Below are 26,176 nucleotides of genomic sequence, written 5' to 3'. Positions count from 1 at the left end.
TGTCATAAACGCAGTCAGTAACTCGCATTGAGGACTAAGTAGTAAATGGTGCCGACCCGGTAACACGCCGACCGGACACGCATTCTGTCTATTAACCCTTATCTACTGTGCGTCTGACAATTGCTAGACAACGACTAAGGGGCTCCAACCGAGTGGTTGGAGCCCCTTAGCGTTTGATCACCAGTGAAGACCACCAGTGAAGACCGCCAGTGAAGACCACCTGGTGAAGCGGTGTTCTCAATCACGCGACTTCACCGCGGTCTCGCGAGACCTACTTAAGAGCCTCTTCCAGAAGAGCCTTCTCCTCAATCTGGTGGACCTTGGCCACACCAGTTGCGGTGGAGGACTGCGCACGGCGGGAAACGCGAGTCAGCTTCGGCATATCCGGCAGAGCCTCTGGGAGGTTCAGTGCCAGGAATGGCCATGGGCCCTGGTTAGCCGGCTCATCCTGGACCCAGCGGACTTCCTCAAGATCCGGGTAAGACTCGAAGAGGTCGCGGAGACGGTTGTGCGGCAACGGGTGCAGCATCTCCAGGCGAGCGATTGCGATGTCGTCGCGCTTGTCCTTCTTGCGCTTCTTCTCCAGCTCCCAGTAGATCTTGCCGGAGCAGAGCAGCAAGGTCTTGATGCCGGACTTGCCCTTAGACTCGAAGTTCGGGTCATCGATGACCGAGCGGAACTTGTTCGGGTTGGTGAAGTCCTCGACAGCGGACGCTGCCATCTTGTTGCGCAGCATCGACTTCGGAGAGAACACAACCAGCGGACGGTGCAGGTCGGACAGGACGTGGCGACGCAGCAGGTGGAAGTAGTTAGCCGGCTCGGACGGCTGAGCAACGGTGTAGGAACCCTCGGCTGCGAGCTGCAGGAAGCGCTCGATACGTGCCGAAGAGTGGTCCGGGCCCATGCCCTCGTAGCCGTGCGGAAGCAGCAGAATCAGCTTGGAGGTCTGACCCCACTTAGCCTCGCCCGAGGAAACGTACTGGTCAATAGTGGTCTGAGCGCCGTTGGCGAAGTCACCGAACTGTGCCTCCCAGAACACTGCTGCATCCGGGTTACCCAGGGTGTAGCCGTATTCGAAGCCCATGCCTGCGTACTCGGTCAGAGCCGAGTTGTAGATCATGAAGCGGCCACCGTTCTTGGACTTACCGTAGGCGTCGATCGGGTTGTATTCCGAACCGTCCTCGGAGTCAATCAGAACTGCATGGCGAGAGGTAAAGGTACCGCGGCGGACATCCTCACCTGCGAAGCGGACGTCGATGCCAGCACCGGTGAAGGAGCCGATTGCCAGCAGCTCGGCCATACCCCAGTCGATGCCACCTTCCTGAGTCATCTCCGCGCGCTTCTTAGCGACCGGCGCAACACGCGGGTGAATCTTGAAGCCCTCAGGGAGGTTGACGTAAGACTGACCAATCTCGACGATTTCAGCCTTCTCGATACCGGTCTTGAGGCCATGCGGCAGCGGCTGAGAACCGGCGATACCGGTCTGCTCGCCCGGCTTTGCGTCCTGAGCTGCGCGGACCTCGTTGAAGACAGCTTCCATCTGGTCGTGGAAGTCTCGGCGTACTGCTTCGTACTCTTCCTCGGAAATATCACCGCGACCGATGAGGTCCTCGGTGTACTGAGCGCGAACGCTTTCCTTCTCGTCGATGATCTTGTACATCATCGGCTGAGTCATAGACGGGTCATCGGCCTCGTTGTGGCCGCGCTTGCGGTAGCAGACCAGGTCGATGAAGACGTCCTTGCCATAGCGGTTACGGTACTCAACAGCCAGCTGGCCGACCCAGACGACAGCCTCCGGGTCGTCACCGTTGACGTGGAAGACCGGGCAGCCGTATGCCTTGGCAATGTCGGTTGCGTAGTAGGAGGAGCGACCGGAGTCCGGTGAAGTGGTGAAGCCAATCTGGTTGTTCACCACGATGTGGACGGTACCGCCGACCTTGTAACCACGCAGGGACATGAGGTTCAGGGTCTCCTGGACAATGCCCAGGCCGGCGAAGGAAGCGTCACCGTGCAGCAGCAGCGGCATGACGGAGTAGCCCTCTTCGCCCTTGTTGATCTTGTCCTGGCGTGCACGAGCAAGACCCTCAACGACCGGGTTGACGGCTTCGAGGTGGGACGGGTTCGCAGTCAGGGTGACGTCGATCTCGCCCTCGCCGAACATCTGGATGTGACGACCAGTAGTGCCCAGGTGGTACTTGACGTCACCAGAACCGCCGACCTGTGCCGGGTCGATGTTGCCCTCGAACTCGGTGAAGATCTGGCGCAGTGGCTTGCCGACGATGTTTGCGAGCACATTCAGTCGACCGCGGTGTGGCATACCGATGACGACCTCATCCAGGCCAGCACCAGCAGCGGTATCGATGGCGGAGTCCATCAGCGGAATCAGCGACTCTGCACCCTCAAGGGAGAAGCGCTTCTGCCCGACGTACTTGGTCTGCAGGAAGTTCTCGAATGCCTCAGCTGCGTTCAGTTTCTGCAGGATGTACTTCTGCTCAGCGTGGGACGGCTTCGGCTGGCCGCCCTCAAGGCGCTCTTCCAACCACTCGCGCTCTTCGCGGTCGAGAATGTGAGCGTACTCGGAACCGACCTTGAGGCAGTATGCGTTGCGCAGCCGAGAAAGCACCTCGCGCAGCGTCATCGTCTCCTTGCCGCCGAAACCACCGACGTTGAAGGTGCGGTCCAGATCCCACAGGGTCAGACCGTGCTCCTCGATATCGAGGTCAGCATGGTTCGGAGCGGAAGTATTCGGCTGGTCAGAACGCAGCGGGTCGATGTCAGCCAACAGGTGACCGCGGGAGCGGTAGGCCTCAATCAGACGCATAACGCGGGTGTTCTTGTCGATACCCGTGTTCGGCAGGTCCTGTGCCCAACGGATTGGGGTGTACGGGACGCGCATGGTCTGGAAGATGTGGTCCCAGAACTTGTCGTCGACGAGCAGGTTGCTCATCGTACGCAGGAACTCACCGGACTCTGCACCCTGGATGATGCGGTGGTCGTAAGTAGAGGTGATGGTCACCAGCTTGCCGATGCCCATCTCTGCCAGACGGTCAGCGGAAGCACCGGCGAACTCAGCCGGGTAATCCATGGAACCGACACCGATAATCGCGCCCTGGCCCTTGGTCAGGCGCGGGACGGAGTGGCGGGTACCGATGCCGCCCGGGTTGGTCAGGGAAATGGTGACACCCTGGAAGTCCTTGCCGGTCAGCTTGCCGTGGCGAGCACGAACGACGATGTCCTCGTAGGCGTCGACGAACTGCTTGAAGGTCAGGGTCTCACACTCACGGATAGCGGCAACTACGAGAGAACGAGAGCCATCCTTAGCTGGCATATCAATGGCCAGGCCGAGGTTAATGTGTTCCGGGGTAACCAGAACTGGCTTGCCGTCAACCACCTTGTAGTTGTTGTTCATGTCCGGGTGGAGCATGACAGCCTTCACCATGGCGTAACCAATGATGTGGGTGAAGGAAATCTTGCCGCCGCGGGCGCGTGCCAGATGATTGTTAACCAGAGTGCGGTTTTCAAACATCAGACGTGCCGGCATATCGCGAACCGACGTAGCAGTCGGCATCTCCAGGGAGACATCCATGTTCTTAGCGATAGCCCGTGCGACGCCCTTCAGAGGCTCCTCGCCGGATTCAACAGCCGAAACCTTGGCTGCTGCATCCATCGGGGACTTCTTCGGCTTCGGAGACGACGGCTTGTTCGGGGTCTTGGTTGGTTCGACCCCCTTGGACTCACGACGTCCGGTTGCCTTTGCTTCCTCCTTCGTGGCTGCTGCGGGCTTTGCCATGTTGGAAAGGTCCTCGCCCTTTTGGGACGGGGTGTGGGTTGCGAAGAATTCGCGCCATTCCTGACCCACAGACTGTGGATCCTTCTGGAATTGCTGGTACATCTCGTCGACCAGCCATTCGTTCTGGCCGAAGCTCATGTCGCTGCTCACGGCAGGTACTCGCCTCTTTTCGTCTTAGTTTTACTAACTCACGTTTATTCTAATGAGCGCAAGCGTCAAAGTGTCATTCAAGGATAACGAAAATTCTGAATTACTACACCGTCGCGCTCCCCATATGGTACTTGCTCCAGAGCTCTGCGTATTGGCCACCCGCCGCGAGAAGCTCGTCATGGGAGCCGTCCTCGACAATACGCCCGTGGTCAAGTACCAAAATCCGGTTGGCCCGAGCAGCCGTAGCCAGGCGGTGGGCCACAATAATTGCCGAGCGTTGACGCGACGCACGGTCAGTGGCTTCGAGGATTGCCGACTCTGTTGCAGGGTCGAGTGTCGCGGTGGCCTCGTCGAGAAGCAGCAGTTCAGGACGCATCATTTCGGCACGAGCGAGTGCGATGAGTTGACGCTGTCCGGAGGAGAGCCCTCGGCCATCTGGGCCGACGGGGTGGTGGAAGCCACCGGGCAGGCTGGCAATGGTGCTGAGAGCGCCGACATTCTTCGCGGCTTGCTGGATTTCAGCATGACTGCTGTCCGGCAGACCGTAGGAAATATTTGTTGCTACTGTCCCCGAAAATAGGTGTGATTCTTGGGGGACATAGCCGAGGGGGCGTCGCCAATCGTTAAGAGGGAAGTCGCGGATGTCAGTTTCAGAGGCTCGCACCACACCGTCAACTGGATCGTAAAAACGGGCAAACAACTTAATGATTGTTGATTTTCCGGCACCGGTGGACCCGACAATTGCGACTGTTTCTCCGGCAGGAATCTGCAAATCGAGAGCATCGAGGACCTGCGGGCGTTCGTGCTCAGAGTTGGCGGCGGGGTAGGAGAAAGTCACCTTGTCTAAGCGCAGGTCGCCAGCGGCTGCACGGGACGCGCCGTCAGTAGTGCCGTAATCTGGCATGGGGGCGGTCTGTAGGAGGTCACCAATGCGATTGAGACCGACCTTCGCCTGCTGGTAGCCGTCGAAAACATGGGACAGCTGCTGAATCGGGCCAAAGAGCATTCCCAGGTATAGCGTGAAGGCGACGAGTACGCCGGGCGTCGTAGTTCCCGCAGCAACCTGTTGGGCGCCGACAGCCAACACCGCAGCTGTTGCCAACTCAGAGACGAAGTTGATGCCGGGGAAGAATAAGGCCACGGCCAGCTGTGCTCGCTGACGAATTGCGCGATACTTATCGGATTCCTCGGCAAAGGAAGATTCGATATCGGCGACGCGGTGGTACATCTGAATCTCGCGAAGCCCACCAATGGTCTCCTGGAAATCAGCGTTGACCAAGGAAAGTTGCTCGCGTGCAGCCTTGTATAGGCGCGAGGAGATTCGGCGGAATACCAGGGTGGCCGCCACAATGATGGGAAGCGTCGCCAACGCCACCGCGGCGAGTGACACCTGTGTGGCAAGCAACAGCACTGAGACACCGAGCAGAGTGAACGTGGCAATCGCGCCCTCTGCCAATCCCGTTTGTAGGAACGACGACAGCGCGTCGATGTCGGTTGTCATCCTCGTCATGATGGCACCCGAGCGATTGGCCTCGAAGTAGTTAATGCCAAGCGACTGCAGGTGACGGTAGCAGCGCACACGCAGGGCATAGAGCAGCCGCTCACCAGTACGCGCAGTAATAACAGCATTTGTGGCTACGGCAATCCAGCTGATGAGGACTGTCGCCAAACCGCCTGCGGCGCAGGCCCACAACACGGCTTCATTGTGCTCACGGATGCCGTGGTCAATGGCGTAGCGCACGAGCATGGGGAACGCGAGATCGGCAACGGCAATGAGGGCGAGCAGCGCAATGACGCTTATAAATAGGCCGCGGACGTAGGAGAGCAGCCGGCGCAGAGAAAAAGGCTCGGAGTTGTCGAGTGCTCGAGCTGGTACACGCGGTTTTTCGCTAGCGGGTGGGAGGTTTCGCACACGCTCGAGAAGCTCTGGCGTCGCAGGAGCATTGGCGAGAGCCGCCCCCATGCCGCCACGCCCGCCGCCGCGGCCACCGGGACCACCAGGGCCACCGGGTCCACCTGGACCGCCTCCGGCTCGGCCAGCCCCGCGGGCCATTTGAGAAGTGGCGCCTCCGGGAAGCCGCGCAGAGGTGTCTGACGTGGAGTCGTCGGAGGTTGGTGCGGATTCGTCGGGCCAGAGTTCCTCGGGGCTGGGGTCCTCACTGTCGATGGGGTCGAGAACGAGGTTTTCGATTTCGGGGTAGGCACTCTGGTCGATGTCCATCAGCTCGGTGAAGCGCGGATGAGAAGTAATCAGTTCGGCCTTGGTTCCAATGCCGGTGAGGGCACCGTCTTCGAAAATGGCGATGTGGTCCGCCTGCTCGAGAGTGGAAGATCGATGCGCCACGATGACGATAGTCGTATCCGCCAGCTGTGAGGTCAGCGCGTTGAAGATTTCCAACTCAGTTGCAGCATCGATTGCTGAGGTTGCGTCATCGAGAACCAAAACTCGAGGAAGGGCGAGGAATGCCCGTGCTAATGCCACGCGTTGAGCTTGTCCGCCGGAGAGATTATGCCCGCGCTCGCCGATGGCTGTGTCCCACCCCTGAGGCAGGTCGTCGACGAAGTTGACCTGGGCGGCGGTCGCTGCGGCGATAATCTCTTCCTGGGACGCCGCGGGATTGGCGAATGCAATGTTCTCACGCAACGTGCCCGCAAATAAATAAGGAGTGTCCGGAACGACAGTAATAGCGTCATATACGTCGCTGGAGAGAGTGCGCGCGGTATCTGTGGATGTGCCGTGGCTGGGCGCATCGATAGTGATAGTTCCCGAATCCGGCAGATAGTGACGGCCGAGTAACTCCGTGGCGATAGTCTTTCCGGACCCCGGTGGGCCAATCAACGCTAAGGTCGCCCCTGGCGCGACGGAGAATGAGACATCGTCGATAAGCGTGCGTCCGCCACGGCTGTGGGTGACGTGGTTGAAGCTGATGCCAACGGGGCCGTCGGGGAGAGGAAGCGCGTCGGTGGGTTCGGGGTTGTCTGGTCGGGCGTCGATGACATCGGAAATGCGGTCGATGCTTGCCGACGTCAGCTGTATCGAGATGACCATGTTGGAGACCAGACGCGACAGGGCAGTCAGGCTGGTGAGATACGTGGCAAAAGCTACGAACGTGCCTAGGGTGATGTGTCCGTGAATCGCTAGCCAGCCACCGACCGCGATATTTCCGACGAGGGACAGTTGCGGCAACGACTGCAGCGCCGGTTGGAATCGAGCGCTGAGTTTTGCCGCTCGCAGGCGGAGGGAATAGAGCAGAGACGAGTTACGCTCCATCTTCACAACTTCGTTGTCACCCTGCGCAAACGCCTTGACAACACGGATGCCGGAAACGGTTTCCTCGACTTGTCCGGCAATCTCGCCTGCTTGCTGTTGGGCAGCCCAGGTTGCGGCATGGAGTTTGTCACGCGAATTCACTGCAATGTAGACAATCGCTGGCACCACGGCGAGGCCGACCAGTGTCAGGGGCAGCGAGAGGGCGAGCATGATGCCGATAGTGATGAATAGCTTGACGACGGACCCCAGCGTCAACGGCAGCATCGCCAGTAGTCCGGACACAGCCTGGAGGTCGGAAATTGACCGTGACACAACCTGGCCGGTGTTGACTCGGTCTTGTGCTGGACCATCGAGGTTTTGTAGGGAGCGAAGGATTTTTAGTCGCAGGTCGTGCTGAACATCAATGGAGAGTTTGCCGGAGAAGAATCTGCGCCCCACCTGGGCGATGAAGCGTACTAACGCGATGGCCAGAAATACGGAAATGACTGCCTGCAGGGGAGTTAGGGACGGCAGCAGGCGCGCGGGGACACCGCCATCGGACGAGCCCGTTGCTACATCAATGGCATCTCTAGTGAGAAGCGGAAGTACGGACTCCACCCCGACAACGATTAGCGCTGCAACAACGACACCATAGAGCGGTAGTGGCCTGTGAAGAGACTGTTTCCACAAGAACTTCATAGGAGAGGTTCTGCGGGGTTTGCTCTGGGCCATGGTGGGTACCGCTCTTCCATTGAAAAACGTCGCTGAAGGGTAATCGGAGTAAGAGGAACTACTTATTCTTCTTTTTCTTCGGCCACTTCAGCGCCGAGGGAATCGAGAACCTCGATGACTTTGAGTCCTTCTTCGAGTCTTCAGAGGTGTTGGATTTAGCCGGTAGCTTTCGTTCAAAGTCCGACCAATCCTGGGGAAGTGGGCCCAGAGATGCGCGAGTGGAGCTGATAAGAATGCCACCGAGCTTGCGGTTTGCGGAGGCCCCAACCACGGCGCCAATTCCAAATGGCAAAATCTTACCGATGATGGCCAGACGAGCGTTCTTCATCAAGCGCTTGCGTGCCTCGCGAATTAGCAGACGGTTTGCTGCACCCAGCTGCGGAACGCCAAGCCGTGGCAGTAGGGAATTCACGGAAGTTTTGGTCTGCTTCCGCAGCGATTCCTCGCCAAGCAGGGAGGCCATAATAGCTGTCCCTTCAGAACCGCTCATGGCCGCAAGAATCAGCGTGCGACGGCGTTGTGGATCGGTGATGTCAATATTGCGCAGGGTTGCTGAGGCCAGTGTGTACCAGGCGGATGCTTCCAGGAACAGCAGCGATTCACCGGTAACTGCAGCCAAGCCCGTAATCATGCCGACGCCGGGAAGAACCGCGCTGCCCCCAGCTGCACCACCGGTGCCGGTGACCAGGTTCAGGTAGTGGGAATCAATACGTTCCTGTACCTGCGCCGGAGTTTCATCTTTTTTGCGCTTGTGCAGGGAACTGACGTACCCGGTGATGGCAGATGACTGCCAGCTCATGGTCTTATCCAGGGTTTGGATAAGAAGGGTTCCCAGTTTTCCGGCATCACGTTCAATCGCTTCGGGGGTTGAGTTCACTGCATCAGTTACTGTGCGAGTTGAATCCTTCTTCGTCTTTTGGAACAAAGTAGTAGACCTCCTAAACGGGTCCGTTGAGAGCCATATGCCCATATAAACACTACTGAGCTGTGGGGAAATTCCGTAGTCGGTGGAAAAATAGACAGGTGTACGGCGATTAAAACAGTTGATAGAAGGACGAGACTGGTGAACGATGTCATGCGGGGTGCCGCATTGCCTCCCGAGTACTCCCAGCTTTTGGCGGACTTTCCTCGGTTTTCCGCAGATGTCATTCCTCACGACGGTGCTGCGGATTGGCACCTTTCAACCGAAGCTGTAGCTGCCGGAATTGAGGCCGGGAGAAAGCTGTTTCCCATGCCTGAGGTTGCGGGCGATACCCGTTTCCAAGCGCAGTTGTGGTGGTGGTCCATGTGCGGAGCATTGGTGGGGCCATCGCTGGCATGCGTGTTGGTTTCCGATCGAGTTCCAGTGTGGCAGTGGTCTTCTTGGTTCACATTTCTCCGAGATGACTATTGGGTTGGGTTCCAAGCTCAACAGTTTGAAAGCATTTCTGCTGAGGATGCGGATGAGCTGAAGGATTCCGGCGAAGCACTGGCCCATTTCTTGGAGCCGTTGGCTCAGGTTGTTGGAGAAGTCGGGGAAATCAAGCCTGCTCCTCTTTGGGCCGTGGCTGCCGATGCCGTAGCTAATGCCGCAATATCCGCCGGTAATGAGCTGATGGAGCCCTGGCGCGGAGCGCTTATTGGCAAACATGTCGTTGAGGGAATACAGCGAGTACATCGGGTTCCTCTTCCTCGTTTCATGGATTCCTGTGGAGGCGAGGTGCGCCCCTGGGACGAAGCCGCCGCGGAATCGGGAGAAGAACCGGACTTCGATGTAGTTACTCACCTGGAGAGAGCTACTTGCTGCATGATTTATCACAGCCCAGACGCCGATCTGTGTGTCTCGTGTCCGAAACGTTCGCGTGAGGAACGCCATCAACTCTGGGCACGCTACTGAGCGCTCTGTTTTCGAGAATCGACAGCTGGCGGCCTGTCCCTCAACCGGCCGCGTTGGCGGCTTTGATGTAGCACGCGCACTGCCGGCGTGATCTTTCGCAGCAATTGCCGGGGGCATGAGCCACCCCATGATTGCGCGTTTGTCGCTACGATTGGCTGCGGGTAGAGGCCAATTATCTTTCAAGGGAGGATTCCACCCATGAGCTTTTTCGAGCAGATTGCTGCGGCACTGGACCGCGAGGGCATTGAAAGTCGTGTCAACGATGACACCCTCTTCGTTCCCATTACCTCTGACCTGGAGGTTCAGTTCGTCACCATTGATGAGGACATCCCGGCTGCCGAAGTTTACGTAGCCGCTGCCGATGTGGATGATGAGGACGACGAGTTCGAAGCTGTTCTGGTCTCCGCTGTATTCTCCGTCGAAGACGCCGTCGCAGCAGTCGCTCACCATGTAGCTACTGACCAGGTTGTTGGCCTGCTTCGCACTCTGCTCGATGGCGACGATGACCGCATTGCTGACCTGGAGTTTGAACAGGACCCCGAAGAGGCAACTCTGGTTACCTCCGAAGTTGGTACCTCCTCGTTGGTACAGGTTTTGGTAACTGCCCACAACAACGAGCCCAGCGCACACGTCCGCTTCATCTCCCAGGACGCAAACTTGGACGACATCGTCGATCAGGCCATCGCGGAGTTCTGGGACTCGGACACCGAAACGGTTCTCACCGATGATGACCGTCGCAAGATGTTTGCTGACCTCTACTCTGACATCCAGACCTTGCGCAATGAGGTTCTGACACTGGGCACCTTCAAGGACTTTGACAAGCTGATGGATGTCCTTGCGCTCGTGGTAGACCGCGCAGAGGAATGGGAAGATCAGCTGGCACCCGTCGATGACGGGTATGCAGAGTACATCTACTCTGATCACGTTGCCTCCTTGGACGAGGATGATGACGACGACGAGGACGATGATGACCTCTACGACGATGGCGACTATGACGACGAGGACGACGAAGAAGGCGACGACAGCGAGTAGCTATACTGCGGCAGCGCTGTGACTAGTGCTAAGCCGCTGATGGGCGAGAAGAAAAGAGCTCGCTAGGACACGGCAGTGGCCGCGCGTCCCTGGTGCCAATCCAACTATAACGGCGCCCGGGGAGTGCGAGGTCAGTGCCGTTTTCGTGTATCTTGCTGCAGTCCTGCGCACGATGGAGAGCCTCGGCTACAGCCCGAGTGCGTCGGCGGTTTTCTTCCCGTGTCCGATTCGAACCGCCAATTCCGCGGAGGACTACCTCCGATGAGGATTCCACCTTGACGGAAACGGAGTACATGAACATGGGCTCATCCTTCAGGATGAAGTATTCCGCGTGCACGTCGGCAAGCTGAGAGACCAGTGCGCGAGGAAGCGCTATCCGTGACGCTCGGACGGTGACCACAGGCCCGTCGGGAAGCGAGAAGGTGTGATCCAGCGCGCCGGGCCAATGCCTACGGCCGATGGTGGGGTGGCAGAGGATTGTGCGGATGAGGGCGAGGTCTTCGAAACATTCTGCACGGTAGGTAGCGGATAGCGGGGGAAGGGCTAGGCGACGGTGAATGGGAAACTCGTTTGTTGTACTCATGGCTCACAAATTATCGAACACCCCGGACTCATTTTTTCGAACGCCTAGAACTCGTGTTCGAAATAAGATTAGTATCAGTGGGCCACCCAAGTGGGGGTAGTCAATTGGCTAGGTGTTTGGTGTTATTGCAGGGACGCGTGGGGTTGTGGAAACGATTCGATAACGACTTTTGTAAAAGCCCAAGAGTCTGAGAAAACACTATTTCCGGGGGTGGGGTGGTGGATTAGTGTGAGTAGTGGCCCTAAAGAAAAACTAAAAATCTGAAAGATTCGTCTCAATGAAGCACGCAAGAAGTCGACTGGCGGTAGCGGCTTTCGCAGCACTTTTGTCCTTGGTGGCCCCGGTCGCTGCACATGCTGTCGTGGTTGGTCCGGGTGACCCGATTCGAACTCCCATGGAGGGAAGTCCGTGGGATGGGTATCGAAATATCAACTCGCCGATGTGTTCGGCGGGTGTTCCGGGGACGGTGACGGACCGCAACGGCGAGAAGCATCGGGTCATGTTGACCGCAGGGCACTGCCTGAATGATGCTCCGGATGTGGGTCTGCCAATCGTCACTGGTGAGGTGTATGTGCCAACCACTGAAGGTGATAAGCGCATTGGTACCGCAGGTGCCCATCGTTGGGAATTGCCGCAGGAAGATGCCGGACTGGAGTCGTTGCCGGCAGGCTTTAATGGCGCGGACTACGGAATAATCAACCTGGATCCGGACGTAGAGACTACCGGCGCAAGTTACTCCATTGATGAAAATGGTCAGAGCTACGGGGAGCCGGTAGTGATGACTGGCATTCAGGACAATGAAGACCTGCCGCGTGGCGAAGTCTCCTTCGATAATCTTGGCAAGCCTATCTGCAAGGACGGTATGCGCACCGGACGGGCCTGTGGATACCAGGTATTCCGAGCTCGAAACGGCATCTGGACGGTTGGTATTGGCGTTGATCACGGTGACTCTGGCGGAAATGCCTACGACCCGACCACAAATGAAGTTATTGGCGTGAATTCGATGACCTTCGGTCCGGTCTCGCGTGTGATGCCCGCAGATATTGCCATTCAGGAGGCCTACGGTATTCCCGACGGTCAAGTAAACGACCACTTCGAGGTATCGGATTCCACGGCTCAGCGCGACTCCACCTATCGCACCCTCAACGAGGATATGGCGGCGGATCAGGAGTATGTCCGGGCGCAGGATTCACAGGATTCACAGGAAGGTTCTGTACCGCAGCTAGTCGATCTCGTGGACCAGCTGCCGCAGTTGCCGAAACTCCCTGAGCTGCCACAATCGCCCCAATTGCCACAATCGTCACACCTGTCTGGGTCGCCTCAGTTGGCAGAAATTCAGCTTCCAAGCTTTGAGAGCTAGCACCAGTCTGAGAATCTGACAAAAATCACCCCCGAACCGTTAAGAGAGCCAGAATCATCCAAGGCGGATGGTTCTGGCTCTTGCATTGCTGTTGAGCAAACTTTTTGATGTCTAATGAGTCTGAAATGAAGACGAATGAACGGTTCCTCGACTGAGAATTTCACCCTAGGTTTCATTTTTGGAGAGCTTTGTAAAGGTGTCCCTAATACACTGAGTGGGACAAGTTTTCTGTACAGAAATGGAGTAGCGCACACTATGGCCAGTTCGAAGAAGGTCGCCACACTCACGGCTGCACTGTCGGTAGCTGCAGGTGGCTTTGTGCCCGGAATCGCGGTAGCTGAGGCTGCACCGGCAAACTCGGATGTTGTCATCGGCCCGGGTTCGCCGTTGCGGATGCCGTTCCCGAGCAGCAAGAACATCGACGGACGTCATGTTCAGTCTCCGATGTGCTCTCTGGGAGTTCCTGGCACCGTTGTGGATCAGAATGGTGTTTCGCATCGCGTCATCATGACTGCCGGCCACTGTGTTGTGGCGAAGGATACTGAAACCGGCGAAGAGGTCACCGGCCAGTTCTTCATCCCAACCAAGGACGGCGACAAGCTGGTCAACAAGGACTACATGGGCACCGATGTCATGCCGGAAGAGAGCGACTTCGACGAAAACACCACTATGCCGGAGTTCTTCAACGAGCTCTTCAATAGCGGTGACTACGGCATCATTGAGGTTCAGGACGACATTAAGACCACCTCCATGTCCCACTCTGTGGATGAGTTCGGCAACGTCCACGGCGAGCCGGTCCAGATCGTCGGTATCGAGGACAAGCGCACTCTCGACCCGATGGAGATTTCCGTCGACAACTTCGGTGAGCCCGTGTGCACTGACGGTTCCCGTACTGGCCGCGGTTGCGGCTTCCAGGTCTTCCGTGTCCGCAACGGTGTCTGGGCCATCGCTCCGATTGACCACGGCGATTCGGGCGGAAACGCCTACAACCCAGAGACTCGCGAGGCCATCGGCGTTAACTCCATGGGTATTGGCCCGCTGAGCCGCTTCCAGCCGATTGACGTTGCTCTTGAAGAGCAGTACGACATCCCAGACGGCCAGGTTAACGAGCGCTTCAAGGTAGAGACCTCCACTGAACCGCAGTCTGAGTTCCGCACGATTGACGAGGACGTTCAGTACACCAACCAGCACGTCCCGCAGGAAGAGCCGGATTTGGGTCCGATTGGCGAGCTGCTTCCAGAGGGCGTCGAGGTCCCGCCGGAGATTGCCGACATCATCTCGGAGAGCCCAGCTCTCCCGGAGCTGCCCATTCCGGAGCTGTCGGGGTCGACCGCTCAGGCAACACAGGCTGTCAGCAACCTCTCCTCGCAGGCAGGTCTTCCGAGCCTGTTCTAATCAGGTCACTGCAGTCTCGTAGATAGAGCGTTCGCTTTACGACGCTCCGTTTAACCCCCTATTCCGCCATGGTGGCGGAGTAGGGGGTTTAGCTTTTGTTAGTCAATCGGCTTTGCGTGAAGGTACTCGAAGAATGTGTCGGGAACGGGATGTTCAAGGTGAAGCTTCATTGTGACAACATCTAATTCTTTGTCTTTTAGCCCCTTCATTGTCGTTTGTTGTGGATCGCTGGGAGTCACTTCGCCAAGGTAGGTGAATCCTTCATCTGGTAAATCATCCCTACGCACAAACAAATGGATTGGGAACTTGTGTTGGATGATGCTCTGGACCTCTTGGCTCTTGAGGGTCCTATTTGAACGTGTAAACCAGCGCATCGTCGAACGGTCAATGAATTCATCTTCGTAGGCAATGCTCGGAGCAAGCCCCTTGTGTTTACGGTAGTTCACGAAGATAGGGATCGTCTGCGAGTGGGAATCAATCTTGTAGCCATTTAGCGTGCCTGTTTGATCCGACCGAAGCCTCAAAAGACGAGAAACATCCTTTCTGGAATAGCGTTGATTGCGGCGAAGCACACCCGCGAAATAATCATTTTCGCGGGACAGGAAAAGACCAGTTTGAATGATGTCATCCACATGCTCTCGAAAGCTATTTGGATATGTCGAATCCCACTTGTTGTACAAAGTCAAAAATTCCTCAGTCAGACTGTAACGTGAGGTTTCGTCATCGTACCGGACCAATCTAATTTCTTCGTAGGCCCGCTTCGGGTAAAACTCGAGGTTGAGCACTCGTTCGACAACAGAGAGATCCAGCTCGCTGTGAGAAACAGCCCTTGTGTCGAGAAAGTCAGAAAATTCTTCACGTGTGATGGAACCATGCTTAATAAGCTGGTCAAGTAGAAGTAACTCTTGGGGTTGCTTTCCGGGAAGTAGCTCGCGGGACAAAAACTTCAAGTATTCACTCTGCTTATCCGTTGGTCCTGTTGCTGCTTTGTCTACTCGGTGGAGGAGTTCCCAATAATTCTTGGTACGCCTGGTCGAGATCACTGCAGGGTCAACGAGGTTGAACCGAGCAAAATCCATTAGTCGTGGTACACGATTCAGTCGGTACTGGAGAAGTTGAATATCCTTTTTAAATTCAGCAATCGTGTCTACCGAGGCTGTATCGATGGCTTTAAGGATCTTCTCCTTGGCAATTTCATCAAAGCTTACAGTGGAGCCCGATGGGATATTGGAGGGATCAACGACTTTGCTCTTGAGCTTCGACTTATTTCTAGATGAATCGCCGAAAAGAGCCATCGGGATCATGTAATTGTTCTTGTAGTTTCCAATAAAGTCAATTACTCGGAGGTGGTCTTTTCCTGGGGCTTTGCGAAGACCACGGCCCAGCTGCTGGGTAAAAATGATGTTTGACTCGGTGCCGCGTAGCATCACTACTTGATTTACTGCCGGAATGTCGATGCCCTCGTTGAAAATATCAACGGTGATGATGTAGTCGAGTTCGCCTGCAGATAACTCCGCAACGACAGCATTTCGTGTCGAGATTGAGTCTTCACCTAGAAGCACCTTCGTCCGTAGCTGCCGGCCAAAGAGCTGCTTTTGGTTGAGCTGCTCCGACAGCGCTTTCGCTTCGTCTTTCCGACTGCAAAACATGAGCCCCTTAACTCTCTCAGGAAACCCGTAGACACGGAGCTTCTCCAGGAGATAGTCGATACGATCTTCAGCGACGAGAGCATCGATGGATGCAGTCTTATCACCGATCGCTCGAACTCCATCATCAAAATCGGTGACACCGAAATAATGGAATGGTGCGAGCATGTCGGCTTCAAGAGCGGCTTGCAGTCGGATTTCGTAAGGAACGTTGAAATCAAAGAGGCGAAAGATGTCCCCTGAATCTGGACGCTCGGGAGTTGCGGTCAAGCCGAGGACAAACTCGCTGTTGAAGTATTCAAAAACTGGCTTGTAGGAATTAGCAGCGCCACGATGAACCTCATCGATAATGATGAAGTCAAAGGCATCTGGAGAAAAGGTTTTGTAAGTCGATTGGGAATACAAGGATTGAACTGAGGCAAAAAGGTATCGTGCATCAGTTTCTTTTTTCCCACCAACCAAGAGTCCAAAGTCGGCGTCCGTAAGCTCAGAACCGGAATAAGCAAGTACCTTTCGGAATTCACTCTTAGTCTTTTCCAGAATCTGTTCCCGGTGGGCGACGAACAAGACGCGCTCGGCCTCTGCTTCTTTAACTGCTAGTGCAGCAAGGATCGTCTTCCCCGTGCCGGTAGCGGAAATTATGAGGCCTTTCCGCTCGCCTGACTGCCTCAAGTCAGCGATATTCGACAGCGCTACCTGCTGCATTTGATTGGCAATAACTGGGCCCTCGGGCAGCAACTTTGTGTGCGTGTTTTTCGAAACTGGAGGTACGCGGTTCTGTTCGTACTCATCGACCCATTGATGAGTTAGTGGGATGCAACGGTTACGTTGCATATCAATGGCCGTCTCAATTTGGAACGTGATATCACCATTCTGGTGGCTGGAAAAGTGTAGATTCCACTCTTCGTTTTCCTGGAGCGCCTTTTGCGTCAAATTTGCGCTGCCGACGATGGCTGAAAGCTCAACCTCTTTGTAAAAGAGGTATCCCTTTGGATGAAAACCCCGGTGATGATCCTCGGGGTAGATGTAGACGTTCAGTCCCTCAATTTCGAGTAGTTCTCTGAACATCGATGGTGAATTGAAATCAAGGTAGTTCGACGTGATGATCGTCATTGGGCCAGAAAACTGAAGGAGATCCTCCTTCAGCATGGCAAGAGCGGCCGGAGAAATAAATGCTACTGAAAATATGAAACTCGTAGCGGTGCGTAGCTCCTCGCGGAGCGCATTGTACATAGTGGCCGACTCATCGTTGCGAATGAGTCGGGGATTGTATTTTTTGTCGGCAACGATGTTTTTATCGATGAAGCCGTATCGCAGGTCTCCGACCAGGGAATTCATCATTGTTTTAGCATACTAAATGCACGCTGCGTCGCTTGTATTGATTATTGTTCGTTTACAAGAATGTCGACTGTAGGGATGTCCGCTGGCGCCCAATCAACGGAATAAAGTTCGGCCGGTTCTAACCAACGATATTCAGTGTGCTCCGTTAGCTTGATTTCGGGAGAAGAAACGGAACAAAAGTATGTCGCCAGTGAGATAACGGCGAAGTCATACTCATGGTCGACAGTGAGAATGTGGTTCCCAATCTCAGCTTCAAGTTTTAGCTCTTCTCTTAGTTCACGGGCTAGAGCCTCACGAGGGGACTCACCTTCTTCGATCTTTCCACCGGGAAATTCCCAATAGTTTTCCATCGAGCGACCTGGGCCGCGTTGGGCGGCGAAGATTTTTCCTTCGTAGGTAAGAACCGCACCTACAACTTCGATTCGTTTTTTCATCTCAACTCCGCGTTCTGTCATTGCGCCTCATTCTAGTAATCGTCACTGTTTGCAGATCGGGCTATGGTGAACTCCTGGGCTTTTTATTTTCTCTTTTGCACAGTAGAAAGGACCGTTACCTTGTCAGCTTCCCGTTCGCGCGGCCTGCTTCGTCGTAAAGCAAAGTGCGAATCTCAGCCGGCTATCGCATCGGAGGTGGGAAGCGAATCACAAGGTCTGGGTCCTCAGTCGAGTGAATTAGACCGGACAAAACAGCCGATTCCGCGAGAGATTTGGATTCTGGTCAGCGCCGCGTTCATCATCGCGCTGGGCTTTGGGCTGATTGCTCCAATTCTTCCGCAGTACGCACGCAGCTTCGATGTGGGTGTGTTCGCGGCCAGCTTCGTGGTCAGTTCGTTCTCCATTTTTCGGCTGATCTTCGCGCCGGCATCGGGTTCGCTGGTAGAGAAGCTCGGATATCGACGCACGTACCTGACCGGCATCAGCATTGTCGCATTCTCGACTTTGCTTGTCGGTATTGCGCAGACTTATTGGCAACTGCTGGCGTTTCGTGCGCTCGGAGGCATCGGTTCGACGATGTTTACGGTCTCGGCAATGGGGCTGATTGTGCGGATTTCACCGCCGGAGATCCGCGGTAAGAGCTCGGCCGCCTACGGCACAGCCTTCCTGTTGGGCAATGTCTTTGGCCCAATTATTGGTGCGGCAATGGGCGCATGGGGCATGCGAGTGCCGTTTTTCATCTACGGTGGCGCGCTGATTGTGGCAACGATTGTGGTCGGCATGTCGCTGAGCGCGGAGCATCTTCGCCACGTAGTGCCAAAGCGCACGACTCCAGTGCTGAAGTTCTCCGAGGCAATCCGGGACTCGGCATATCGAAGCGCACTAGTCGGAGCCTTCGCCAACGGTTGGTCGAACTTCGGCGTGCGCGTCGCGATTGTCCCGCTGTTCGCTGCGGCAACGTTCTCCCATGTCGGCGCCCCAGAACCGGGCAGCGATGTGGCAGTAGCTGCCACTGCCACAGCTGGTTTCGCGCTGACGGCCTTCGCGCTCGGCAATGTTACGGCACTTCAGTTTTCCGGTCGTTTGTCCGACCGCATCGGCCGTCGTCCACTGCTCATCACAGGCCTGTTTATCAACGGCGTATTCACTGGCGCAATCGGATTTAGCAGCGGCGCCATTCCGCTACTGATTCTCTCAGTCCTCGCCGGCTTCGGCGCTGGCATGATTAATCCATCGCAGCAGGCCGTGCTTGCCGACGTCATCGGCGCCAACCGCCAAGGTGGAAAGGTGCTCGCCAATTTCCAAATGGCTCAGGACTTCGGAGCGATCTCCGGCCCGCTGATTGTCGGCGCAATCGTGGATGCCGCAGGGTTCAAGGCCGGATTCCTTGTTTGCGGTGTCATCTCGCTGGTCGCGATGGTGGGCTGGATATTCGGGCGCGAGACTCTACCAGCCCACTCGTCGAACAGCGGAGCAAAAGAAGCCAAAGCGAAAACAGCTTAAACAGAAGCGGATTTGCTAGATTCCTTGCCTTCATCGAGCTTTCGGCAAATAGTCACATAGATAGCGCCAGTAATGTTGTGCACCACCGCGGCCACCGCGCCAGGAAGCGCGGCCTCTGGGGTAAAGAACTTCGCCGCCATACCGGAAGACAGACCCTCGGATTGCGTACCGACCTCCACGGCCACCGTGCGCTTGCCCGCAGTCGGCATCCCGACCAGCTGGCCTGCAAAGAAGCCGAGCACGTAGCCCAGCACGTTGTGGATGATTACAGCCACAAACACAATGAGGCCAATGTGCGCCAGGCTCTCCGCATTCTTGGCCACGGCACCGAAGACCACGCCGCCGATACCGAGGATGGAAATCCACGGCAGAATCGGCAGGATTTTATTAATAAACGAGTCGGCCACAAAGCGAATGATCAGGCCACCAACCACAGGCAGGAGGACTGTCTGGCAGAGGCTCCACGCCATCCCGAGGCCGTCGACCTCCGTGTGCGCGTCGGCAAGCACGAGCATGAGAAACGGCGTCATAATCGGCGAGACCAGCGTCGACACGCTGGTCATAGCGACGGACAGCGCGACATCACCGCGTGCCAGGTAAGCGATGACGTTCGATGAGGTGCCGCCTGGGACGGAGCCCAGCATCAGCAGACCGACGGCCAGCGCCGGGTTAAGCCCGAGCACTTTCGCCACGGCAATTGCTAGCAGCGGCATGATGACAAACTGCGCAATGACGCCGACGAGAATCGCCAACGGGCGCTTAGCGACCTGCTTAAAGTCCGGAATGGTCAGGGTGAGGCCCATCGCGAACATGATGATCATCAGGAAATATGTGATGTAGTCCGTCAGCGGAGTAAACGGGGCGGGGAAGAAGAATGCCAGCGCCGAACCCGCCAAAATAAAGCCCGGAAATCCGAGAACCTCAATTATCGCCGAGAGCTTCGACGGTGCCTTATTTTCCTGCTTGCCATTCCCAGAAATCTCCTCGGGAGAATGTGGTTTTAGCGGGGACTGTCGGGGCGAAGACAGCTGCGTTTCTGGTGCGTTGTTATTGCTGGACATTCTCTAGCGACCTTGGGTTTATACGTTGCGAAATTGCAAAAATCCGCCGAACGGTGGGTGTTCCACGGCGGAAAATAGCAGATATGTGTACAAACGTGTAGGGAAAATGTTAACTACCTCACCCCATGCAATTGCAAAATAGATACCCCGAAGTGGGTGCAATGTGCTCGTTTGACGTCGGCCCCAGCGCCGGGCCTCATCCAAGAAATCGACCACCTAGTGTTGTGGCCTTGCTAACGGGAAATGGTTTTTTGACCGACGGTGGCGTAGTCTGGGCAGTCGGTGTGAAATCCTGACGACAATGTCGCAGAGAATCTGGCAGCGGTATAAATTCGCTGGTGAAACGCTTGAGAGTGCATAGTGCATGATGGGCGCCCCTCCTCGGAAGTAAAAGCTGAATTGGGTTTGGGCGCAATTTTTCGAAGTATGTGCAAGAGAAGCGATGTCATCGCAATTCCGACGTGAGAGCACTGAAAACAAGAACGTAAATTGGGCGGGTCATGTATGTGCGACCCAACTGTGAGTAATCAACTGTTGAATATTGAGTGTGCGGGCGAAAAGGCCCAGGAAGAGCCCCAAATGGCTAATAATGAAATGAATGGCAGCGTCGAGGAAAATCGCGAGGATCAGCGCGAAAACCAGCGCGAGGACGCAATTGTGAAGGCCGAGGATGTAGTGGCCGGGGAAGCACCAGTGGCCGGAGAGAAGGCCGCTGAGGAAAAGACCGAGAAGGTAGAAAAGACTGCCGAGGCCGAAAAGAAGGCCGAAAAGAACAAACACGACAACGATGACGACACCGTCGGCTTCGATGAGCTCGAGCTGCCGGATGACATTGTCAATGCAGTTCGCAAGGTTGGGTTTGAGACTCCTTCCCCAATTCAGGCTGCAACTATCCCGACTCTGATGAGCGGCCGCGACGTCGTCGGCCTGGCTCAGACTGGTACTGGTAAGACCGCGGCGTTCGCGCTGCCGATTCTGGCTCGCATTGATCGCTCCGTCCGCGCACCGCAGGCGCTGGTGCTCGCTCCGACCCGTGAGCTGGCACTGCAGGTTGCGGATTCCTTCCAGTCGTTTGCTGATCACCTGGGCAAGATTCAGGTCCTGCCAATCTACGGTGGTCAGTCCTACGGAGTGCAGCTGTCGGGTCTGCGTCGAGGTGCACAGATCATCGTCGGCACGCCGGGTCGTGTCATTGACCACCTGGAAAAGGGCTCGTTGGACATCTCCGACCTGCGCTTCCTGGTACTGGACGAGGCCGATGAGATGCTGCAGATGGGTTTCCAGGAGGATGTCGAGCGCATTCTTGCCGACACTCCGGATGACAAGCAGGTCGCACTGTTCTCGGCTACCATGCCGGCTTCGATTCGTCGCCTGTCCAAGCAGTACCTGAGGGAGCCGGAAGAGATCACCGTCAAGTCCCAGACTCGCACTGCGGACAATATTCGCCAGCGCTTCCTGATGGTCAGCCACCGCAACAAGCTGGACGCGGTGACCCGCATCCTCGAGGTCGAGGAATTTGAAGCGATGATCATGTTCGTGCGTACCAAGCACGAGACCGAGGAGCTCGCTGAGAAGCTGCGTGCCCGCGGATTCTCCGCTGCCGCCATCAACGGCGATATCCCGCAGACCCTGCGTGAGCGCACGATTGATCAGCTCAAGGACGGCCGCCTGGACATCCTGGTGGCAACCGATGTGGCTGCTCGTGGCCTGGACGTTGACCGCATTTCCCACGTGGTCAACTACGACATTCCGCACGACACCGAGTCCTACGTCCACCGCATTGGTCGTACCGGTCGCGCTGGCCGCTCCGGTGAGGCGCTGCTGTTTGTCACTCCGCGTGAGGGGCGCCTGCTGCGCTCGATTGAGCGTGCGACCAAGTCCCAGCTGCACGAGATGAAGCTGCCGACCGTCGATGAGGTCAACGACTCCCGTAAGCAGAAGTTCGCTGATGATTTGACTGAGGCACTTGCTGATTCGCAGGTTCCGGTCTTCCGCGAGCTCATCGAGGAGTACGCTGAAGAGCACGACACTCCGCTGGTCGATATCGCCGCTGCTATCGCTGCGCAGGCACAGTCGGGCGACTTCCTGATGAAGGAGCCACCGCGTGGCCGTCGTCATGATCGTGACCGTGATCGTTTCGACCGCGACCGCAACCGTGGCCGCGATGGTCGCTCCCGTGGTGAGCGCGGTCAGGGCAAGCGCGCCGACCTGGTCGAATTCGAACGCGAGGGCACCGCAACCTACCGCATCAGCGTCGGTCGTCGCCAGCACGTCCGCCCGGGTGCCATTGTGGGCGCCATCGCCAACGAGGGCGGCCTGTCATCAAAGGACTTCGGACACATCGACATCCGTGGCGACCACACCCTGGTCGAACTGCCGGCCAACCTGCCGCAAGAAGTCATCAACAACCTCTCCGATACCCGCATTTCCGGCCAGCTCATTGGGCTGAAGCTTGACGACGGCACCTCGGTCGACGACAGCGATGACTACCGCGGTGGCCGTGGTGGCTACCGTGGCAATCGTCGTGATGGCGGTCGCGGTCGCGGAGGATACCGTGGTGGTCGTGGCCGCGATGACCGCCGTGGTGGCGGACGTGGCCGGGGTAGCTACCGTGGAAACTTCGATGACGGTGACGGTTTCGGCGGTCGTGGTCGCGGACGCGGTCGCAGTGGCTACCGTGGTGACCGGGATGACCGCCGCGGTGGTTACCGAGGCGGACGCCGCTAGACCTGTTAGGCAGGCGAGCAGGGGGGGCGTCGTCAGGCGACCACTGTCCGTGGCGCTGACCTAGAAAATAAAAAAACTGCCGGTGCGCATGTACTTCCCAGCCCTAAAAGTCGGGCCGAAACGTACAGGCGCACCGGCAGTTTATTGTGTCTGAGCGTGTGCGTAGGCGCGGGGCCTAAGCGCTAGAGCTCAATCCTTAGATGAAGAACATCAGGATGCCGGCGACAACCCACAGCAGGGAGAAGATGCCGGAGAACATGGCCAGCTGGCCCTTCTGCTTGTCCCAGTCGAGCTCGTCAGCCTTCTTGCGACGCTCGATGAACTTCGGATCGTCAACATCCTCGTCTTCATCAGCGATGCCGAGGCCGGCCATCATCAGACGCTGACGCGGAATGATCAGGAAGAACAGCAGTGCCCAGGCGATGATTGTCAGCAGGATTGCGGCGTGCATTGCCCCGGACTTCATGTAGGTCGACACATCGGTGAACATGACACCGAAGCCGAGCAGCGGCACGAGCAGCGACCACATGCCGTAGGTGCGCGAAATGGCGTGCATGGTGCGCGCGGAGCCGACCGTTCCAGCCTCTCCGCCGCGGGCTGCAAGCGCGAGCTTCGGGAACATCGAAATTGCGACAGTCACCGGTCCAAGCAGCAGAATTGCCGCTAGGACGTGAACCATAAGAACTACGTTTTGCACGTATTACCTTTCCACGACTGAATGTAGGCCTCGCGTTCAAGCGAGGAGTGGCCTGGATATTTCCTTATTAAGACCAGTCCTTAACTTAACGTGCTCGCACTATTTTCTCTATTTCGTGCCTTTCCCAGCGCGGATCCCACACGCAGCTGCCAGCGCCGTCCAGTCTGCCGAAGATACGGGCAGGTCCCATTTAATGGCCACCGCTAAGTAACGCTGCGAATAGTCACACGCCTTCGCATCTTCGGGAAGCCATTCCGCCGGGCTGGCATCTCCTTTATCCCTGTTGACCGCACTTCGGGTGGGCGCGAGGTTGGCCTCGATATCGTTGCCAAATCGCCGACGCCGCTCGGCATCCCAGGCGTAGGCTCCGAAATCCCACGCCGCTGCCAACGGATAAATGTGGTCGATATCGACCTCATGCGCACCCACCGGGTCACCCGTGTAAGGGTCGGGGATTTCGCGCAGGGCGCCGTCGTCAAGCGAACATACAGAGCCCCCGAACCACGCCGCCAACACTTTATGGCGTGTATTGCAATCGGCAGAACCTGCCCAGACGTCGAAGCGCTCGCGCTTGTACCCGGTGACGGTGGGGCGGCCTGCGACGACGCGCACAGTGCGCAGTTGCTTGACGACGGCTTCGGCGTCCGGCCCAGCGGGGGAGGATGTGACGAGAACTCGCGTAAGTGCAAAGGATGAGACAAAGGCGGCGGTCAAGACGGCGGCTAGGATGGCAAATAAAAAAGGGCGCATACCTAGTTGGGCGCGAAAAATACTTTTTCGGTTCCTTGTAGGTATGCGCCGGGGCTAGCCTGTGGGGCTAGCGGAGGCCAAGCCTAAATCGAAGTGTTAGACCAGAGCCTGCTTTGCTGCGTGGTCGAACTCTTCCTTGATCTTCTCATTCGGTTCCTTCGTAGCCAGCGTGACGATGATCATCACGACAGTTGCAGCGGCGAAGCCCGGGACGATCTCGTAGAGAGTGTCGCTGAGCGAGCTCATGCCCCATGCGAAGGAGACAACCGCACCAGTGATCATGCCGGCAGCAGCACCTGGCGTGTTCAGGCGCGACCAGTAGAGGGCGGCCAGCAGCACCGGGCCGAATGCCGAGCCGAAGCCAGCCCACGCGAAGCCAACCAGATCCAGAATGGAGCTGTTGGGGTTCGCAGCGATGATTGCGGCGATAATGGCAATCAGCGCAACCGCGACGCGGGAGAGAGCCATGTAGGTCTTCGGACGCAGGGACTTGTTGACCATTGCCTTGAACAAGTCCTCGATTAGCGCGGAGGAAGACACCAGCAGCTGCGAGGAAATGGTGGACATGATTGCTGCCAGTACTGCAGTCAGAATCAGGCCTGCAATCAGCGGGTGGAACAGGATGCGGGTCATGTCCAGGAAGATGGTCTCGTAGGAAGACGCATCAGTGACCGAAGCATCTGGGTTCGTAGTGAAGAAAACAGTTGCAGTCAGCGCCACGAGGACGGAGCCGAGCATGCACAGTGCCTGCCAGCCAACGCCCCAGCGGCGGCCCTCGGTTGCGTCCTTCGCGCTACGCAGAGCCATAAAGCGAACGATAATGTGCGGCTGGCCGAAGTAGCCCAGACCCCAACCGAGCAGACCGATAATCGTGATTAGCGGAATGCCAGCGAACGGATCGAAGAAGGTCTCGACCGGCTGTCCCTCGCTGCCCGGGTAGGGGTTGTTAGCAGCAAAGCTGAAGATGTCCGAGGCGGAGTTGCCATTGTTGATTAGGTAGATGATGCCGACAGTCGGAACCGTCAGCAGCGCGATGAACATAATGATGCCCTGCACCGTGTCTGTGTAAGACACAGCCAGGAAGCCACCGAACAGGGTGTACGCGACAGTGATAGCCGCTACCAACAGCATGCCGACGAGGTAGTTGCCACCGAACGTCGACTCCCAGTAACGGCCACCTGCCACCATGCCCGAGGACACGTAGAAGGTGAAGAACAGCAAAATAATCAGGCCTGCGGCAACGCGCAGCACCTTCGATGTATCGTGCAGACGATTCTCCAGGAACGACGGCACGGTAATCGAGTTACGAGCAATCTTGGTGTAACTACGCAGGCGTGGTGCGGTGAACTTCCAGTTCAGCCATGCGCCTGCGACCAGGCCGATTGCAATCCAGGTCTGGTTCAGACCCGAAAGGTAAATCGCGCCGGGCAGACCCATCAGCAGCCAGCCGGACATGTCCGATGCACCCGCTGACAGTGCCGCGACGAACGGATGTAGGCCGCGGCCGCCAATCATGTATTCGTCATACTCTGCAGTCTTTTTCCATCCGGTCCAACCGATGTAGACCATCAACAGCAGATAAATGACTAGTGCGATGATGAACCATGTGTGTTGGTCCACAGGGCAACTCCTCATTATTTATTAGTCGTACAGTCGGACTCGCGCACTACCTAGCGCACCAAAAAGCATTTTCGGCGCACAACTCAATTTCGCTTAATCAAGTCTGCTTGACGACGTTCACAGCGACGCGGCAGCATCGAGCCAAAAAGTGGCCGACGTCCACGGTGGAACCTGCGGTTCGCGATTCAACACAGCTTCAGCTTCCGGACTATCTTCGACAGTCATCGGA

The 26,176-nt window shown here is 56.8% G+C and carries 16 protein-coding genes; 6 read left to right on the top strand and 10 right to left on the bottom strand.

Annotated features, from left to right (window positions below):
* Positions 1-271: 271 nt before the first annotated feature.
* The 3 genes from I6J19_RS10060 to I6J19_RS10050 all read right to left on the bottom strand — a co-directional run bounded on the left by I6J19_RS10060 (position 272) and on the right by I6J19_RS10050 (position 8,799).
* Positions 272-3,940: a multifunctional oxoglutarate decarboxylase/oxoglutarate dehydrogenase thiamine pyrophosphate-binding subunit/dihydrolipoyllysine-residue succinyltransferase subunit gene (locus I6J19_RS10060; RefSeq protein ID WP_038628381.1), complete on the bottom strand. Its 3,669-nt coding sequence runs from the start codon at positions 3,938-3,940 to the stop codon at positions 272-274.
* A gap of 103 nt (positions 3,941-4,043) precedes the next feature.
* A complete protein-coding gene (locus tag I6J19_RS10055) occupies positions 4,044-7,889 on the bottom strand; it encodes an ABC transporter ATP-binding protein (protein ID WP_235191242.1) in 3,846 nt (1,281 codons plus the stop codon).
* 91 nt (positions 7,890-7,980) lie between these two features.
* Positions 7,981-8,799: a hypothetical protein gene (locus I6J19_RS10050; RefSeq protein ID WP_224783718.1), complete on the bottom strand. Its 819-nt coding sequence runs from the start codon at positions 8,797-8,799 to the stop codon at positions 7,981-7,983.
* A gap of 186 nt (positions 8,800-8,985) precedes the next feature.
* Between I6J19_RS10050 and I6J19_RS10045 the strand changes: the two genes are divergently transcribed.
* Together I6J19_RS10045 and I6J19_RS10040 are read left to right on the top strand one after the other, a co-directional pair.
* Positions 8,986-9,798, top strand: a complete 813-nt coding sequence (locus tag I6J19_RS10045) for a (2Fe-2S)-binding protein (protein WP_038628390.1) — start codon at positions 8,986-8,988, stop codon at positions 9,796-9,798.
* A 198-nt stretch (positions 9,799-9,996) separates the two neighbouring features.
* Positions 9,997-10,830, top strand: coding sequence for a hypothetical protein (locus tag I6J19_RS10040; RefSeq protein WP_038628393.1), 834 nt, complete (start codon positions 9,997-9,999; stop codon positions 10,828-10,830).
* Between the two features lie 28 nt (positions 10,831-10,858).
* Here the strand turns inward: I6J19_RS10040 and I6J19_RS10035 are convergent, their stop codons facing one another.
* Positions 10,859-11,413, bottom strand: coding sequence for a hypothetical protein (locus I6J19_RS10035; RefSeq protein ID WP_038628397.1), 555 nt, complete (start codon positions 11,411-11,413; stop codon positions 10,859-10,861).
* Between the two features lie 277 nt (positions 11,414-11,690).
* On the opposite strand from I6J19_RS10035, the gene I6J19_RS10030 reads away from it, so the two are divergent.
* Positions 11,691-12,773 (top strand): chymotrypsin family serine protease, encoded by a 1,083-nt coding sequence (locus I6J19_RS10030; protein WP_235191243.1) that lies wholly within the window; start codon positions 11,691-11,693, stop codon positions 12,771-12,773.
* Positions 12,774-13,028: 255 nt separating this feature from the next.
* Positions 13,029-14,168 carry a trypsin-like serine protease gene (locus tag I6J19_RS10025; RefSeq protein ID WP_224786573.1) on the top strand — a complete coding sequence of 380 codons (1,140 nt, stop codon included), beginning with the start codon at positions 13,029-13,031 and terminating at the stop codon, positions 14,166-14,168.
* A 98-nt stretch (positions 14,169-14,266) separates the two neighbouring features.
* On the opposite strand, the gene I6J19_RS10020 is transcribed toward I6J19_RS10025, so the two are convergent.
* Entirely contained in the window at positions 14,267-17,155 is a 2,889-nt protein-coding gene (locus tag I6J19_RS10020; RefSeq protein WP_052155596.1) for a DUF3427 domain-containing protein, read from the bottom strand.
* Positions 17,156-17,196: 41 nt separating this feature from the next.
* The gene (locus I6J19_RS10015) at positions 17,197-17,589 is read right to left on the bottom strand and encodes a (deoxy)nucleoside triphosphate pyrophosphohydrolase (RefSeq protein WP_038629499.1); all 393 of its coding nucleotides are present in this window, start codon (positions 17,587-17,589) and stop codon (positions 17,197-17,199) included.
* Between the two features lie 120 nt (positions 17,590-17,709).
* Between I6J19_RS10015 and I6J19_RS10010 the strand changes: the two genes are divergently transcribed.
* Positions 17,710-19,092 carry an MFS transporter gene (locus I6J19_RS10010; protein WP_070431928.1) on the top strand — a complete coding sequence of 461 codons (1,383 nt, stop codon included), beginning with the start codon at positions 17,710-17,712 and terminating at the stop codon, positions 19,090-19,092.
* Here the strand turns inward: I6J19_RS10010 and I6J19_RS10005 are convergent.
* Positions 19,089-20,153 (bottom strand): bile acid:sodium symporter family protein, encoded by a 1,065-nt coding sequence (locus I6J19_RS10005; protein ID WP_141737470.1) that lies wholly within the window; start codon positions 20,151-20,153, stop codon positions 19,089-19,091. The genes I6J19_RS10010 and I6J19_RS10005 overlap by 4 nt on opposite strands.
* A 579-nt stretch (positions 20,154-20,732) precedes the next feature.
* On the opposite strand from I6J19_RS10005, the gene I6J19_RS10000 reads away from it, so the two are divergent.
* A complete protein-coding gene (locus tag I6J19_RS10000; protein ID WP_038628407.1) occupies positions 20,733-22,880 on the top strand; it encodes a DEAD/DEAH box helicase in 2,148 nt (715 codons plus the stop codon).
* 196 nt (positions 22,881-23,076) lie between these two features.
* On the opposite strand, the gene I6J19_RS09995 is transcribed toward I6J19_RS10000, so the two are convergent.
* The 3 genes from I6J19_RS09995 to putP all read right to left on the bottom strand — a co-directional run bounded on the left by I6J19_RS09995 (position 23,077) and on the right by putP (position 25,947).
* The gene (locus tag I6J19_RS09995) at positions 23,077-23,577 is read right to left on the bottom strand and encodes a DUF2269 domain-containing protein (protein ID WP_187402568.1); all 501 of its coding nucleotides are present in this window, start codon (positions 23,575-23,577) and stop codon (positions 23,077-23,079) included.
* A 108-nt stretch (positions 23,578-23,685) separates the two neighbouring features.
* Positions 23,686-24,291, bottom strand: coding sequence for an HNH endonuclease family protein (locus I6J19_RS09990; protein ID WP_235191244.1), 606 nt, complete (start codon positions 24,289-24,291; stop codon positions 23,686-23,688).
* Between the two features lie 132 nt (positions 24,292-24,423).
* On the bottom strand, positions 24,424-25,947 hold the full coding sequence (gene putP, locus I6J19_RS09985) for a sodium/proline symporter PutP (RefSeq protein WP_080972811.1): 1,524 nt from the start codon (positions 25,945-25,947) through the stop codon (positions 24,424-24,426).
* Positions 25,948-26,176: the final 229 nt, after the last annotated feature.

The sequence above is a fragment of the Corynebacterium amycolatum genome, from assembly GCF_016889425.1.
GTDB lineage: Bacteria > Actinomycetota > Actinomycetes > Mycobacteriales > Mycobacteriaceae > Corynebacterium > Corynebacterium amycolatum.
This window is presented reverse-complemented; position numbering and strand designations above follow the sequence as displayed.